Origin of the sequence: Arsenicicoccus dermatophilus (assembly GCF_046267915.1) — a bacterium.
Taxonomy (GTDB): domain Bacteria; phylum Actinomycetota; class Actinomycetes; order Actinomycetales; family Dermatophilaceae; genus Arsenicicoccus; species Arsenicicoccus dermatophilus_A.
Genome location: NZ_CP176520.1, coordinates 491,580 through 504,882 on the forward strand (window position 1 = coordinate 491,580; position 13,303 = coordinate 504,882).

General features: G+C 75.0%; 11 protein-coding genes. 5 read left to right on the forward strand and 6 right to left on the reverse strand.

Features of this window, described 5'->3' with window-relative positions; all coding sequences use genetic code 11:
• The 3 genes from ACK2IS_RS02625 to ACK2IS_RS02635 all read left to right on the forward strand — a co-directional run bounded on the left by ACK2IS_RS02625 (window position 1) and on the right by ACK2IS_RS02635 (window position 2,886).
• Window positions 1–1,371: a 3-oxoacyl-ACP reductase gene (locus ACK2IS_RS02625; RefSeq protein WP_409484607.1), complete on the forward strand. Its 1,371-nt coding sequence runs from the start codon at window positions 1–3 to the stop codon at window positions 1,369–1,371.
• Window positions 1,371–2,252 (forward strand): MaoC family dehydratase, encoded by an 882-nt coding sequence (locus ACK2IS_RS02630; RefSeq protein WP_409484608.1) that lies wholly within the window; start codon window positions 1,371–1,373, stop codon window positions 2,250–2,252. Before ACK2IS_RS02625 ends, ACK2IS_RS02630 begins: the two co-directional genes overlap by 1 nt.
• Window positions 2,253–2,400: 148 nt before the next feature.
• Window positions 2,401–2,886, forward strand: a complete 486-nt coding sequence (locus ACK2IS_RS02635) for a hypothetical protein (RefSeq protein ID WP_409484609.1) — start codon at window positions 2,401–2,403, stop codon at window positions 2,884–2,886.
• Window positions 2,887–3,180: 294 nt separating this feature from the next.
• On the opposite strand, the gene ACK2IS_RS02640 is transcribed toward ACK2IS_RS02635, so the two are convergent.
• The 3 genes from ACK2IS_RS02640 to ACK2IS_RS02650 all read right to left on the reverse strand — a co-directional run bounded on the left by ACK2IS_RS02640 (window position 3,181) and on the right by ACK2IS_RS02650 (window position 7,139).
• Window positions 3,181–3,810: a flavin reductase family protein gene (locus ACK2IS_RS02640; protein WP_409484610.1), complete on the reverse strand. Its 630-nt coding sequence runs from the start codon at window positions 3,808–3,810 to the stop codon at window positions 3,181–3,183.
• 93 nt (window positions 3,811–3,903) lie between these two features.
• On the reverse strand, window positions 3,904–6,429 hold the full coding sequence (locus tag ACK2IS_RS02645) for a glycoside hydrolase family 65 protein (protein ID WP_409484611.1): 2,526 nt from the start codon (window positions 6,427–6,429) through the stop codon (window positions 3,904–3,906).
• Window positions 6,426–7,139, reverse strand: coding sequence for an HAD family hydrolase (locus ACK2IS_RS02650; protein WP_409484612.1), 714 nt, complete (start codon window positions 7,137–7,139; stop codon window positions 6,426–6,428). The genes ACK2IS_RS02645 and ACK2IS_RS02650 overlap by 4 nt, the downstream gene beginning before the upstream one ends.
• A 149-nt stretch (window positions 7,140–7,288) precedes the next feature.
• Here ACK2IS_RS02650 and ACK2IS_RS02655 point away from each other — a divergent pair, with 149 nt between their 5' ends.
• Window positions 7,289–8,248, forward strand: coding sequence for an ROK family protein (locus ACK2IS_RS02655; RefSeq protein WP_409484613.1), 960 nt, complete (start codon window positions 7,289–7,291; stop codon window positions 8,246–8,248).
• Between the two features lie 36 nt (window positions 8,249–8,284).
• Here ACK2IS_RS02655 and ACK2IS_RS02660 read toward each other — a convergent pair whose 3' ends face one another.
• Complete coding sequence (locus ACK2IS_RS02660; RefSeq protein WP_409484614.1) at window positions 8,285–9,301, reverse strand: SGNH/GDSL hydrolase family protein; 1,017 nt, start codon at window positions 9,299–9,301, stop codon at window positions 8,285–8,287.
• Window positions 9,302–9,511: 210 nt separating this feature from the next.
• On the opposite strand from ACK2IS_RS02660, the gene ACK2IS_RS02665 reads away from it, so the two are divergent.
• Entirely contained in the window at window positions 9,512–10,168 is a 657-nt protein-coding gene (locus tag ACK2IS_RS02665; protein WP_409484615.1) for a hypothetical protein, read from the forward strand.
• A gap of 58 nt (window positions 10,169–10,226) precedes the next feature.
• Here ACK2IS_RS02665 and hrpB read toward each other — a convergent pair whose 3' ends face one another.
• Together hrpB and ACK2IS_RS02675 are read right to left on the reverse strand one after the other, a co-directional pair.
• The gene (gene hrpB / locus ACK2IS_RS02670) at window positions 10,227–12,830 is read right to left on the reverse strand and encodes an ATP-dependent helicase HrpB (protein WP_409484616.1); all 2,604 of its coding nucleotides are present in this window, start codon (window positions 12,828–12,830) and stop codon (window positions 10,227–10,229) included.
• 11 nt (window positions 12,831–12,841) lie between these two features.
• Complete coding sequence (locus tag ACK2IS_RS02675; RefSeq protein WP_409484617.1) at window positions 12,842–13,300, reverse strand: NUDIX hydrolase; 459 nt, start codon at window positions 13,298–13,300, stop codon at window positions 12,842–12,844.
• Between the last annotated feature and the right edge of the window lie 3 nt (window positions 13,301–13,303).

A 13,303-nucleotide genomic window follows, 5' to 3' on the forward strand; every position in this document is an offset into this window, starting at 1 on the left:
ATGGCGGACCAGTACACCGACTTCGTCAACTCGCCCTTCGGCAGGAATGTCGCGAAGAAGCTCGGCCTGCCCGCCCCCGCGCGGCTGCGCCGGCATACCCCGGGCGACAGCCTGGTCGAGGGTCCCGTCCTCGTCGCCGGCGACGGACCGTATGGCGAGGGCCTGCGCGCCATGCTCGCCGCGGCCGGCGTCCGGGCCGTCTCCTCGCTCGAGGAGGCGGGGGACGAGCGCCTCGGCGGCCTCGTCCTGGACCTCTCCGCGGTGCGCGAGCCCGCGGCGCTGGCCCGCCTGCGCGAGCTCGGCGCCCCGGCCGTCAAGCGCCTGGCGCCGAACGCCCGCGTGGTCGTCCTCGGCACCGACCACACGGTGCTGAGCGACCCGGTCGCGGTCGCCAGCCAGCGGGCCCTGGACGGCTTCGTGCGCTCGCTCGCCAAGGAGCTGCGCGCCGGCGCCACGGCCAACCTGGTCTACGGCCCGCCGCTGGCGGACGACGCCCAGGGTGCCGAGACGCAGGCCGCGCACCGCAATGTGGGGGAGGCCGTGCGCTTCTTCCTGTCCGGTCGCTCGGCCTTCGTCGACGGTCAGAGCGTGCGGGTGGACGCCACCTCCGCGCCGGTGAACCCCTCGGCGGACCGGCCGCTGGAGGGCAGGGTCGCCGTGGTCACCGGAGCCGCCCGCGGCATCGGCGCCGCCATCGCCCGCACCCTGCACCGCGACGGCGCCACCGTGGTCTGCGTCGACGTCCCCGCCGCGGGCGAGCAGCTCGCCGCCGTCGCCGCCGAGATCCGCGGCACCGCGCTGCAGCTCGACGTCACCGCGCCCGACGCCGGTCGCCGGATCGTGGAGCACGCGCGCGGCCGGCACGGCAGCCTCGACATCGTGGTGCACAACGCCGGGATCACCCGGGACAAGCTCTTCGTCAACATGGACGACGCCCGCTGGGACTCGGTCATGGCGGTCAACCTCGAGTCGATCCTGCGGATCAACGAGGCGCTGCTCGGCGAGGGCGGCCTGGCCGACGGCGGCCGCATCGTCTGCCTGTCCTCGCAGTCCGGCTTCGGAGGCAACCGCGGGCAGACCAACTACTCCGCCACCAAGAGCGCGATCATCGGCCTGGTGTCGGCGCTGGCCCCCGGCCTGCGCGACCGCGGGATCACCGTCAACGGCGTCGCCCCCGGCCTCATCGAGACCGAGATGACCGCCAAGATGCCCTTCGCCACCCGCGAGGCGGGCCGTCGGCTGTCGTCGCTGCAGCAGGGCGGCCAGCCGGTCGACGTCGCCGAGACCATCGCCTGGCTCGCGCAGCCCGGCTCGGCGGGCATCACCGGCCAGGTCGTGCGGGTCTGCGGCCAGAACTTCCTGGGGGCCTGATGACCGACCACGCCACCGACCCGTGCGCCGCCGTGCCCGCGCAGGAGCTGGAGCAGGCGCCGTCGCTGGCCGGCTCCCTGCTGCGCGGCGCCCTGACCGCCCGCGGCCGCTCCGGCGACCTGACCACCCGTCGCCTGGTGCGCCGCGGGGTGACGGTCGACCGGGCCCACCTCGCCGACTACCAGCGCCTCGTCGGCGCCCCCGTCGGCGACACCCTGCCGCACCTGTATCCCCACCTGCTGGGCTTCCCGTTCGCGGCCAGGCTCATGTCCGACCCGGACTTCCCCATGCCGATGCCCGGGCTGGTCCACGTGGAGAACGTCACGACCCTTCACCGCCGCCTCGGCGCGGACGAGACCTTCGACGTCACCGTGTGGGCCGAGGGCAAGCGTCCCCACCCGCGCGGCGAGCTCGTCGACCTGGTCACCCTGGTCGAGGCCGACGGCGAGACGGTGTGGCAGGAGTCCAGCAGCTATCTGCAGCGCGGCCGCTCCCACCCGCAGGCGCAGCCCGGGGCGAAGGCCCCCGGCATACCGGACGGGGTCGCGTCCGCCCGCTGGCGGCTGGCCGGTGACCTCGGTCGGCAGTACGCCGGGGTCAGCGGGGACGTCAACCCGATCCACCTGCACCCGTGGACGGCCAAGGCCATGGGCTTCCCGCGTGCCATCGCGCACGGCATGTGGACCGGCGCGCGCACCCTGGCGGCCCTGGGCCCGGCGAGCGAGGACGCGAGCCGGTCGCACGTGTGGTTCCGCAAGCCGGTGCTCCTGCCCGGCTCGGTCGAGCTGGTCACCGACCGGCAGCCCGGCCGCCAGGTCGCCGCGCTGCGGCACGGGTCCAAGCCCGAGCTGACCCACCTGGTGGCGCTGCTCGAGCACTGAGCAGTCCCGCGCCCCCCTCGCCCCACCCCGCCTCACCCTCGGCGGATCGTGTGCGTCAGCCGCCGGAATCCGGCTGCTGACGCACACGATCCTGGTCCCGTGGTGGGGCGGCGCACCCTCGTCGTGCGCCCGGTTACGCTGACCGACCATGGAGACGCTCGATCACGACGGCGGCCCGGTCGTCACCGTGACCCCCGACCTCGTCGGCCTCATGGCGGAAGCCCTCGACGGGCCCACCCGCCGCAAGGCGCGCCTCCTGGAGGCCGCCCTCGTCGGGCTGGCCGCGATCGCTGCCGTCGCGGTGCCGGTCACCCACGGCGCGATCGGGTGGGGCGCCGCCGTGACCCCGATCGTGCTGGCGGCCGTGCTCGTCCTCGCCGACCTCGGCCGACGCCGCACCCTGGTCCGCAGCCTGTCCCGGATCGAGCGGCTGGCCGTGCGCTATGACACCGACGGGCGCGTGGTGCGGTTCCCGCTGACGGGGACCGAGCACCCGCTCGACCGCTTCCGCCGAGCCCGGCTCGTGGGCGACCTGCTCGTGCTGGAGCGCAAGGACAACACCCGCACCCCGGTGCCGGCGGGCGCCATACCGCCGGAGCAGCGCGACGCCCTCCTCGCCGACCTCACCCGCTGATCCCCACCACGGCGCGCCTGGACGAACGCCCGATGCGCACCTGGGTCCCCCTGCGGTAGGCGGCCGGGTCGGTGGCCGGTCATCCGGCAGACCGCCCACCCCACGGCGTCGAGCCGGGGGATGCCGTGCCGGTCGAGCGCCACCCGTCGGACAGGATCGCCGCCGTGCAGTCGTGGCGCGCGTCCCGCACGTGCCCCACCGAGCTGAGCCGCCGGCACCCGGCGTCACGGTCACCTCGGTGCCCGCCACGGCGGACGGTGCCGCGGACACCTCGTCTGGGCGGGACGGCGCAGGTCATCCGGGACGTATGGCGCTCCAGGGGATGCGGGCACGCTCGGAGACCTCGCCGATGGTGGACCACTCGTCCCGCCCCAGCCGCGCCATCGGGGCCAGGTCTCGGATCCGGGCGTGGGGCGCGTCCGGGTCGCTGCGGTCGAGCACCGCGGCGTCCACGGCGACGTGCGTGACCGCGCCGATGACGACGGTGGAGTCGCCGAGGGTGAGCTCCTGGTGGAGGTGGCACTCGATGGCCACGGGGGACTCGGCCAGGCGGGGGACGGAGACGGTCGCGGCGGGCTCGCGCGTCAGGCCGAGGACGTCGAGCTCGCTCACCTCGGGCGGATAGTCGGTGCCCGTCGCGTTGCCCGCCTCGACCTGCCCCTCGCCGAGCAGGTGGATCACGAACTCGCCGGTCTCCCGCACGTTCCGCAGGGTGTCCTTGACCCCGACGGAGGTGAACTGCACCATCGGCGGCCGCACGCACGAGACGGTGTAGAAGGAGTGCGGCGCGAGGTTGTCGACCCCGGCCGCCGAGCGGGTGGTCACCCAGGCGATGGGCCGGGGCACGACCACCGAGGTGAGCAGGCGGTACATCGCGGCGGCCGGCAGGCCCTGGTCACCGGCAGCGGGGTAGTCGACGCGCATGACCCCACGGTATGCCGCGTCGAGGACGTCGGGGGCGCGCCGACTCGCCCGGTGCGGGTCGGCGCGCCCCGTGGGCGGCGCGGATGCGGCCCGTCAGTCGCTGACCCGCGGGTCGCCGGGCGCGCTGCTCTCGCGCCGCGGCAGGGCGGGGTCGGGGACGCCCGCCGTGATGATGGTGCCGTCGGCCCGCAGGTCGCCGATCACCGGGTGGGTTCCCTCCAGCGACCGCAGGCGCGGCCCCTGCCCGGCCAGCGGCACGGTCACCGGGTCGCCGGCGCGCACCACGTGACGCTCGCCGCGCACGGTCACCTCGAGCGAGTCGCCTTCCTCCACCTCGAGCCCGATCGACTCCTGCCGCACGGTCACCCGCACCCGGGTGCCACGCACCCGGATCGGGAACGACAGCTCCGGCCAGGCCTCGGGCAGTCGCGGGTCGAAGGTGATCTGCCCGTGGTAGTCCCGCATCCCGGCGAAGCCGTAGACGAGCGCCGCCCAGACGCCACCGGCCGACGCGATGTGGACCCCGTCGGAGGTGTTGCGGTGCAGGTCGGCCAGGTCGACGTACAGGCCGGCGCGGAAGTAGCGCAGCGCCATCTCGGCATACCCCACCTCGGCCGCGATGATCGACTGCACGACCGCGGACAGGGTGGAGTCACCGGTGGTGATCGGGTCGTAGTAGTCGAAGTCGCGCCGCTTGGCCTCCAGGGAGAACCGGTCGCCCTGCAGGAAGAGCGCGAGCACCACGTCGGCCTGCTTGAGCACCTGGAAGCGGTAGATCACCAGCGGGTGGTAGTGCAGCAGCAGCGGCCGCTTGGTCGGGTCCGTGCGGGCCAGGTCCCACACCTCGCGGTCCAGGAACTGGTCGTCCTGCGGGTGGATCTGCAGGGTCTGGTCGTACGGGATGTGCATGCCGTCGGCGCAGGCCTGCCACTCGTCGATCTCGGCCGGGTCCAGGTCGAGCCGGCGGCTCAGGCGCAGGTAGGCCGCGGGATCGGCGGCCCCCAGCTCGCGCACCGCGTGAGCCGCCCGCTCGAGGTTGTCGCGGGCCATGACGTTGGTGAACAGGTTGTTGTTGACGACGGTGGTGTACTCGTCCGGCCCGGTCACCCCGTGGATGTGGAAGGACCGGGTGCCGTTCTCGCGCCAGAAGCCGAGGTCGGCCCACATCCGTGCGGTCTCGACGAGCACCTCGATGCCGTCGCGCGCCATGAAGCCCACGTCGCCGGTGATGTCGCCGAACTTGCTGAAGGCGAAGGCCACGTCGGCGTCGATGTGGTACTGCGCGGTGCCGGCGGCGTAGTAGGCGGAGGCCTCGTCGCCGTTGATGGTCCGCCAGGGGAACAGCGCGCCGCGCTGGGCGAGCTCGCGGGCGCGCTCACGGGCCTTGGGCAGCATCTGCACCCGGCAGCGCAGGGCGTTGCGGGCGACCTCGGGGGAGGTGTACGTCAGGAAGGGGATGACGTAGACCTCGGTGTCCCAGAAGTAGTGGCCCTCGTAGCCCGACCCGGACACGCCCTTGGCGGCGATCCCGAGCTGGTCGGCGCGCGCCGAGGCCTGGGCGAGCTGGAACAGGCTCCAGCGGACGGCCTGCTGCAGCGCCGGCTGCCCCTCGATGGTGACGTCGGTGTTGGCCCAGTAACGGTCCAGCCACTCGCGCTGCTGGTCGACGTAGTGCTGCGCGTCGTGCTCACGGACCCGGTCCAGGGTGCGGCGGCAGCGGTCGACGAGCTCGCGCACGGGCACGCCGCGGGAGGTGTGGTAGGTCACGGCCTTGGTCACCGTGATCGTGTGCCCCTCGCGGGCGTCGACGCGGTAGATCTTGCGGCCGCGGTCCTGGTCGGAGTCGATGAGCTCCTCGTAGGCCGCCTCGGTCTCGATGACGTGGTCGGCGCCGACGGCGAGGGTCATCCCGGAGCGAGCGGTCTTGTAGCCCAGGATGATCCGGCGGTCGCTGTGCCAGTGGGACTGTGGCAGCAGGACCCGCTCGGTGAACGCCGCGGCCTTGCGCGGGTCCCGGCCCTCGCCCATCGCCGAGCCGGGGACGTGGTACTCGTCCTTGCCGTCCTGGCGGTTGATGATCTGGCTGGAGATGACGACGGGGGCGTCCCCCTCGAGCATCTCGACCTCGAGGGTCATGATCGCCAGGTGGCGCTCGGTGAAGCTCACCATCCGGGTCGCCGAGACGCGCACCCGCTTGCCGGACGCGGTGCGCACCACCAGATCCCGGCTCAGGCGCCCGGTCCGGAAGTCCAGGGCTCGTTCGTACTCCACCAGGTCGGCCACGGACAGCAGCAGCGGCTCGTCGTCGACGTAGAGCTTCATCAGCTTGCTGTCGGGGACGTTGACGATCGTCTGGCCCACCTTGGCGAAGCCGAAGGCCGCCTCCGCGTGCCGGATGTCCCAGGTCTCGTGGAAACCGTTGACGAAGGTGCCGTGGGTGTGGGCGTCCCGCCCCTCGGGCGGGTTGCCCCGCATGCCGAGGTAGCCGTTGCCGACGGCGAAGAGGGTCTCGGTCGTGCCCAGGTCCTCGCCGGAGTACTCGGTCTCCACCAGGCGCCAGGGGTCGACCGGGAAGCGGGTGCGGTCGAGGGGGTCCTCGCCGAGGTCGTGAGGGATCACGGCACCAGCTCGTCGAGGTCGCGGACCACCAGGTCGGCACCGTTGCGGGTGAGCGCCTCGACGCCCGCGCCGCGGTCCACGCCGATGACCAGACCGACGGCGCCGGCCCGTCCGGCGGCGACGCCGGACTCGGCGTCCTCGAGGACGACGGCGCGTTCCCTGGCCACCCCCAGGCGGGCGGCCGCGGCGAGGAAGGTGTCGGGGGCGGGCTTGCCGGGCAGGCCCTCCTGCCGGGCGACGAGGCCGTCGACGATCACCGGGAACCGCTCGCTCAGGCCGGCGGCCTCGAGCACGGGGCGGGCGTTCTGGGAGGAGGAGACCACGGCGACCGCGGTGCCGAGGGCGGCCAGGTGGTCGAGCAGGCGCAGCGAGCCGGGGTAGGCCTGCATGCCGTCGCGGTGCAGGACCTCCATGAAGGCGGCGTTCTTGCGGTTGCCGAGGCCGGCGACGGTCTCGCCGTCGGGGCCGTCGGTGGGGTCGCCCTCGGGGAGCACGATGCCGCGTGAGGCGAGGAAGGACCGCACCCCGTCATACCGCGGCTTGCCGTCCACGTGCGCGAAGTAGTCGGCGTCGGTGTAGGGCTCGGCCACTCCCCGAGCCAGGAGGAAGGCGTTGAACATCTCGCTCCACGCGCGCATGTGCACGATCGCGGTGGGGGTGATGACCCCGTCGAGGTCGAAGAGGGCAGCGTCGTATCGGGTCCAGTCCACGACTCAACGGTAGCGACCGCGGAAGCCCCCTTGAACGATCCACACGCAGAGAGTCCCCGGGCGCACGAACCTGGCCCAGCGTCGTCGCCCACCGTGACGCCCGCTCGCCGAACGGGCGTTCCGCGCTCAGGCGCGGCACAGTTGTCCCCATGACTGCTTCAGGACGTATGCCGGAAGGTCCCGCCGCCGACGCCCCGCGCACCGTCGCCGGCATCGAGATGGGCGGCACCAAGGTCGTGTGCGCGCTCGCCGGCGGTCCCGACGACCTGCGCGCCCGGACCTCGATCCCCACCACCGAGCCCGGGGCCACCCTGGATGCGATCGGCACCTGGCTGCGCGAGCAGCGGGACGCCGGCGAGCAGATCGACGCGCTGGGGGTCGCGGCCTTCGGCCCGGTGTGCCTGGACCCGACCGACCCGGCGTACGGCCACATCACCTCCACGCCCAAGCCGGGCTGGCAGGACACCGACGTCGTGGGCGCCCTGCGGGCCCACCTGGACGTGCCGATCGCCTGGGACACCGACGTCAACGGCGCCGCGGTCGGCGAGCTGCGCTGGGGCGCGGCGCAGGACGTCGACTCGCTGGTCTACCTGACGGTCGGCACCGGGATCGGCGGCGGTGCCGTCCTCGGCGGCCGGTCGGTCCACGGGCTGCTCCACCCCGAGATGGGTCACCTGATGGTCGAGCCGCACCCCGCCGACGACTACCCGGGCCGGTGCCCGTACCACGGGCGGTGCGTCGAGGGCATGGCGAGCGGCCCGGCCTTCGCCGACCGCTTCGGGGCCCGGCTGGAGACGCTCGATCCCGACCGGCAGCGCCAGGCCGCCGGGCTCGCGGGCTACTACGTGGGGCAGCTGCTCGCCGGCGTCGTCCTGACCCTGTCCCCGCACCGGATCGTCGTCGGTGGCGGGGTGCCGCACCTCGCCGGTGCGCTGGAGGCCATGCGCAGTGCGCTCGTCGACCGGCTGGGTGGCTACGTGCGGCGGCCCGAGATCCTCGGCGGGGCGGGGGAGTACGTCGTGGCGCCCGGTCTGGGTGACGACGCCGGCGTCCTCGGGGCCGTCGCCCTCGGTCTGGACGCGCTGGGCGGGGGCGCCGCGGCCGGGTGACGCTCCGGGGGTGGAAGGGACGGGGCGGCCGGTGGGTCAGCGCACCGCGTCCCGGAACGCGATCCGGTAGGCGTCCTGGCCGAGCGCGGTGGGGTGCATCGACGAGGCGTCCATGGTCACGGCGCCGGTCGCGGTCGACACGGTGCCCTTGACCGGGGTGATCCACGAGGTCGTGGTGGGCGAGCACAGCGCGTGGGCGCCGTAGGCCGGGCGCACGTCCGCAGCCCGGGCGCCCACGACGCCGGCCTGACGCGGCGCGTCCAGGATGACCCGGTCGAGCCTGGTCACGGTGTCGTCGAACCAGGCCGCGTCGACCGCGGAGACGTAGAGCGGCACGGTCCGGCTCGGGTCCTCGACGACCGTGAGCCCACCCACGCGGCACTCGGCGCCCGTCAGGTCCCGGGAGACGAGCCGCGGATAGGTGCCGAGGAGGATCTGCGCGGTGGGTGCCTTGGCCCGGACGTCGCGGATCACCTTGGCCAGGGGGGTGATCGGCAGGCCGTGCGGGGTGGTGGCGGTGCCTCGGCCCGCGAGGGCGTCCAGGCGGGCGGTGACGGCGGCGGTGAGTGCCGGGTCGGTGGAGCAGTCGGTGCGGGTGCTGCGCCCGGCGTCGCCGTACACGCAGGTCCCGAGGACCGACGCGAAGCCCACGTCGTTGCCCCCGATGGTCAGCGTGACCAGGTCGGTGTCCCGGGTGACGTGGGACAGCTGGGCGGGCACGAGGGCGTCGACGGTGACCTTGTTGCCGTTGTGGTCGGGGGTGTAGAGGTCGTCGGTGACGGCACCCGAGCAGGCCCGGAAGGTCAGCGAGGTGGCGCGGACGGAGCGGGCCAGGCCGTGCGGGTAGGCCGACGCGGACCGGTGGCACTGGTTGATCGCGGTGTCCGTGCCGCGGTGGTACGGCGAGAGGGACTCGCCGGAGGAGTACGAGTCGCCGAGGGCGACGTAGTCGCGGTGGCCCGCCTGGGCGGGGGCGGCGGTGGCGAGGGCCAGGGCGGACAAGGCCGCGGCGGCCGCGCCGACACGACGGAGGGTGCGCTGAGGGTGACGCATGAGTGAACTCCTTGAGGGTTCAAGCAACGATCGCGCCAGTGTGTGCTCTATTCGACACTGAGGGTGATCAAGCGGCGATACCGTCCCGTTTCGGGCGTCCTTGATCACTCAACGATTTCTCCGACCATGCGTCGTAATCATCGCTAGGCCACTCAGGGGGCCGGGGGTGCGGGGTTCGGTGCTGGGCTCCTCACCTGGGATGATGGCCGCATGGGTGACCCCCGGCTGATGAGCCTCCAGCAGCGCTACGAGACCTGGGCCGACCACGCGCTCGCCGTCCTGATCGAGACCGCAGCGGTGCACCAGACCGCCATCACCTACGGTGAGCTCGCCCACCAGGTCCAGGAGCGCTCCGGCATCCACACCGACGTTCCCGCCCACAGCTGGCTGGGCAAGGTGCTCGCGATCGTGCACCACCGCACCACCGCCGCCGGGGAGCCCGACCTCGTCGCGCTCGCGGTCCTGCCCGGTGGCGCGGTCGGCCCGACGTACGACGCGGTGCGCACGGCCTGCGGCGCCGAGCCGTACGGCGAGGAGCGGCGCGAGCAGGCGGCCGCCGAGGCGCGCCTGGCCTGCAACCGACGCTACGCGCACGACGTGCCCGAGGAGGCGCAGCCGCTGCTGCACCCGATCACCTCGCTCGAGTCGACCCGCACCACGTCCGGCAGGGCGGGCCGCGCCTCGACCCGTCCCGCCACCCGGGCGGTGCGCGAGCCGCGCCCGCCCAAGGCTCCCCGCGAGACCAAGCCCAGGCCGCCCAAGCCGCGGGCGAGCGACGGGGCGATCATCCCCGAGCGCGAGGACGCCTTCTGCCCCCGGTGCTTCCTGCAGCTGCCGCTGTCCGGGGTCTGCGTCAGCTGCGACTGAGCCCGGCGCCCGGCGACCCACCCGGCCGAGCACGGCTCCGACGCACCGACCCCCGTGGTCAGCCGCGGGGCTTGGTGCGCGCGGTCGCCGGGGCCGACCAGGGATCCTCGGGCCAGGGGTGGCGCGGGTAGCGCCCACGCATCTCGGCCCGCACCTGCTGGTAGGGGCCGCTCCAGAAGGACGCCAGGTCGTCGGTGATCGCGAGCGGTCGCTGCGCGGGCGACAGCAGGTGGAAGGTGATCGGCACCCGGCCGTCCACGACGGTCGGCGTCGCCGCCCAGCCGAAGCACTCCTGCAGCTTGACCCGCACCACCGGACGACCGGTCGGGTCGTCGTGCGGGGGATAGGTGATCCGGGGGTGGTTGCCGCTCGCCACCTGCAGGCGCTCGGGGACCAGCTCGCCCAGGCGCGCGGCCTGCGGCCAGGGCAGCAGGCGTCGCAGCGGGTCGACGAGATCCACGGCGTCCCGGCGTCGTCCGCGGGCGACGGCGTCGATCTCGGGGGCCAGCCAGTCGTCGAGCCGGTCCAGCAGGGCCTCGTCGGACAGGTCCGGCCAGGGGTCGCCGAGATGGGCGTGCAGCAGCGCCAGGCGATCTCGCAGCGTGACGGCGGCGGGGGACCAGGACAGCGCGGCGATCCCCTTGTCCCGCAGGTCCTCCCTTATGGCGGCATGCGCCGCCTCCGGCGTCGGGGGCACCGGGGTCGAGGTGAGCTCGATGGCGCCGATCGCCCGCACCGACCGGGCGCGGACCGTCCCGCTGCCGAGCGTGGCGCGGACCTCGTCGACGAGCAGGTGGGCGGCCGCGAGCTCGGCGGCGTCCTGGTCCAGGGCGGCGGCGCACCGGATCACGGCTCCCGTCCCCGACGCGACCCGCCCGCTCGCGCGGGTCACCTCGGCGACGGCCAGCCACGGCGCGCCCGCGAGCGGGCTGCCCTGGGGCAGCGCGGCTCTCGTGCCGCTCGCCAGCAGATAGGTGCCGTCGCCGGTGCGGCGGGCGACCCGCTCGGGGTGGGCGAGCGCCACGACCAGACCCGTGGGGTGGCCAGACCCGGCGGCCGGCACCTCGGTGGGGCCTGCGGCGGGGGCGTCCCCGGTGGCGCCCGCAGCGGCACCTGACGAGGCCGTCCGGGCCAGCCGCCGCACCTCGGACCGCCAGCGTGCGGACGCGGGATGCCCGGACCGTAGCTCCCGCAGCAGCGCGGTCAGGTCGGCGCCGGGTGCGCGCAGGTCGTCGGACAGCGCGGCGACCACCTCGGCCGCGAGCCGGGTGCCCACGAGCGGTGATCCGTCGAGCAGGGCGCGGGCGAGTCGCACCGGCACGGGGGCTCGTCCGAGCCGGCGCCCGGTCTCGGTGGCCGCACCCGAGGCGTCCACCGCGCCCAGGCGGCGCAGGGTGGCGACGGCGTCGGCCAGCGCGCGAGCCGGTGGCGGCGTCGGCAGCGCCAGCCCCACCCCGCCCGGCGTCCCCCAGCAGGCGAGCTGCAGGGCCGCGTCGGTGAGGTCGCTGGTCGCGATCTGCGGGGTGACGTGGGTGGGCATCCCGGCATACGTCGTCTCGTCGTAGCAGCGCACCACGACTCCCGGGCCGAGCCGGGCGGCGCGACCGGCGCGCTGGTCCGCGGAAGCGCGCGAGCAGGTGACGGTCACCAGGCCGGACATCCCGCGGGCGGCGTCGCGGCGTGGCTCGCGCGCCAGCCCGCCGTCGACGACGAGCCGCACCCCGGGCACGGTGAGCGAGGACTCGGCCAGCGCGGTGCTGACCACGACGCGGGGCGGGTCGCCCGGGCCCCGGCCGCCCACCGCCCGGTCCTGCTCCCTGGCGCCCACCTGCCCGTGCAGCTCGAGCACCTCGGTGCCGTGGGCGATCTCGCGCAGGTGGGCGGCGACCTGACCGACCTCCCACGCGCCGGGCACGAAGACGAGCGCGTCCACCCGCGGGTCGACGGCCAGCTCGGCTGCGTGCTCCTCGGCCGTCCGGGTCGCCAGGTGCCGCAGGAACGCCCGGGACACCCCGCGCTCGTCGGTGCGGGGCCCGACCGGGGGCGCCCAGCGCACCGTGAGCGGGTGCAGCGCGGACGGGCAGTCGACGACGGGCGCCGGCTCGTCCCCGCCCAGCAGCCCGGCGAAGGCCGCCGCGTCCACCGTCGCCGACATCGCCACCAGCACCAGGTCCTCGCGCAGCTGGCGCAGGTCGGTGAGCAGGCCGACGAGCAGGTCGGTCTCCAGGCCGCGCTCGTGCACCTCGTCCAGGACCACGGCGGCGGTCCCCTCCAGCGCGGCGTCGGCCAGCAGCCGGCGCAGGAGTATGCCGGGGGTGACCACCTCGACGAGCGTGCTGTCGCCGCGGCGTCGTTCGCCGCGGACGGTGCACCCCACCAGGTCGCCCACCGTGGTGCCGGTCAGCGTCGCCAGCCGGGCCGCCGCGGCCCGCGCCGCCACGCGGCGCGGCTGCACGACGACGACGCGGCCGACCAGGCCGTGCGCGGTGCAGTGCTCCGCGACCGCGGGGGGCACGAGGGTGGTCTTGCCGGTGCCGGGCGGCGCCTGGACCACGGCCGCTCCGCCCGCGAGCGCGGTCTGCAGGTCGGGCAGCGCCGCGGCGAAGGGCAGCCCCGCCCCGATCGCGGCGAGGTCGAAGGAGCCCGGGCCGGGGACGTCCATGCCGTCCCCGCTCACGCCCGCGGCCCGGGGGCCGGCAGGCTCGGCAGCCCCGGCACCACGGCGTCGCGCAGCAGCGGGGCCAGGTCGTCCGGCAGCGTGGATCGCAGGTCGAGCCACCGGATCTCGGCGACCTCGCCGCGCGCCGCCGCAGGCCAGGAGGGGTGGCCGTGGTCGCGCGGCGCGGCATACACCGTGGAGCGCACCTGGTGGCCGGGCTCGTTCGCCGCAGCAGCCGTGAACGCGCCCAGCAGCAGGAGGGACTCGGCGGGCACGACCATGCCGACCTCCTCCGCGGCCTCGCGGGAGGCGCACCGTGCCGGGGTCTGCCCGGGCTCCGGCTTGCCGCCCGGCAGCATGAACCGCTCGGTCCCCTCCTGGCGCGCCGTGAGCGGCCGCCCGGCCTCGTCGAGCACCACGAGGGCGGCCACGGTGATGACGCCGTCGACGACGGCGGTGTGGGGCGCGGTCATGCC

Excerpts from the sequence above, each read along its gene's own strand:
- ACK2IS_RS02625 (WP_409484607.1), top strand. The coding sequence starts at position 1 with ATGGCGGACCAGTACACCGACTTCGTCAACTCGCCCTTCGGCAGGAAT.
- ACK2IS_RS02630 (WP_409484608.1), top strand. The coding sequence starts at position 1,371 with ATGACCGACCACGCCACCGACCCGTGCGCCGCCGTGCCCGCGCAGGAG.
- ACK2IS_RS02635 (WP_409484609.1), top strand. The coding sequence starts at position 2,401 with ATGGAGACGCTCGATCACGACGGCGGCCCGGTCGTCACCGTGACCCCC.
- ACK2IS_RS02640 (WP_409484610.1), bottom strand. The coding sequence starts at position 3,810 with ATGCGCGTCGACTACCCCGCTGCCGGTGACCAGGGCCTGCCGGCCGCC.
- ACK2IS_RS02655 (WP_409484613.1), top strand. The coding sequence starts at position 7,289 with ATGACTGCTTCAGGACGTATGCCGGAAGGTCCCGCCGCCGACGCCCCG.
- ACK2IS_RS02660 (WP_409484614.1), bottom strand. The coding sequence starts at position 9,301 with ATGCGTCACCCTCAGCGCACCCTCCGTCGTGTCGGCGCGGCCGCCGCG.
- ACK2IS_RS02665 (WP_409484615.1), top strand. The coding sequence starts at position 9,512 with ATGGGTGACCCCCGGCTGATGAGCCTCCAGCAGCGCTACGAGACCTGG.
- hrpB (WP_409484616.1), bottom strand. The coding sequence starts at position 12,830 with ATGGACGTCCCCGGCCCGGGCTCCTTCGACCTCGCCGCGATCGGGGCG.
- ACK2IS_RS02675 (WP_409484617.1), bottom strand. The coding sequence starts at position 13,300 with ATGACCGCGCCCCACACCGCCGTCGTCGACGGCGTCATCACCGTGGCC.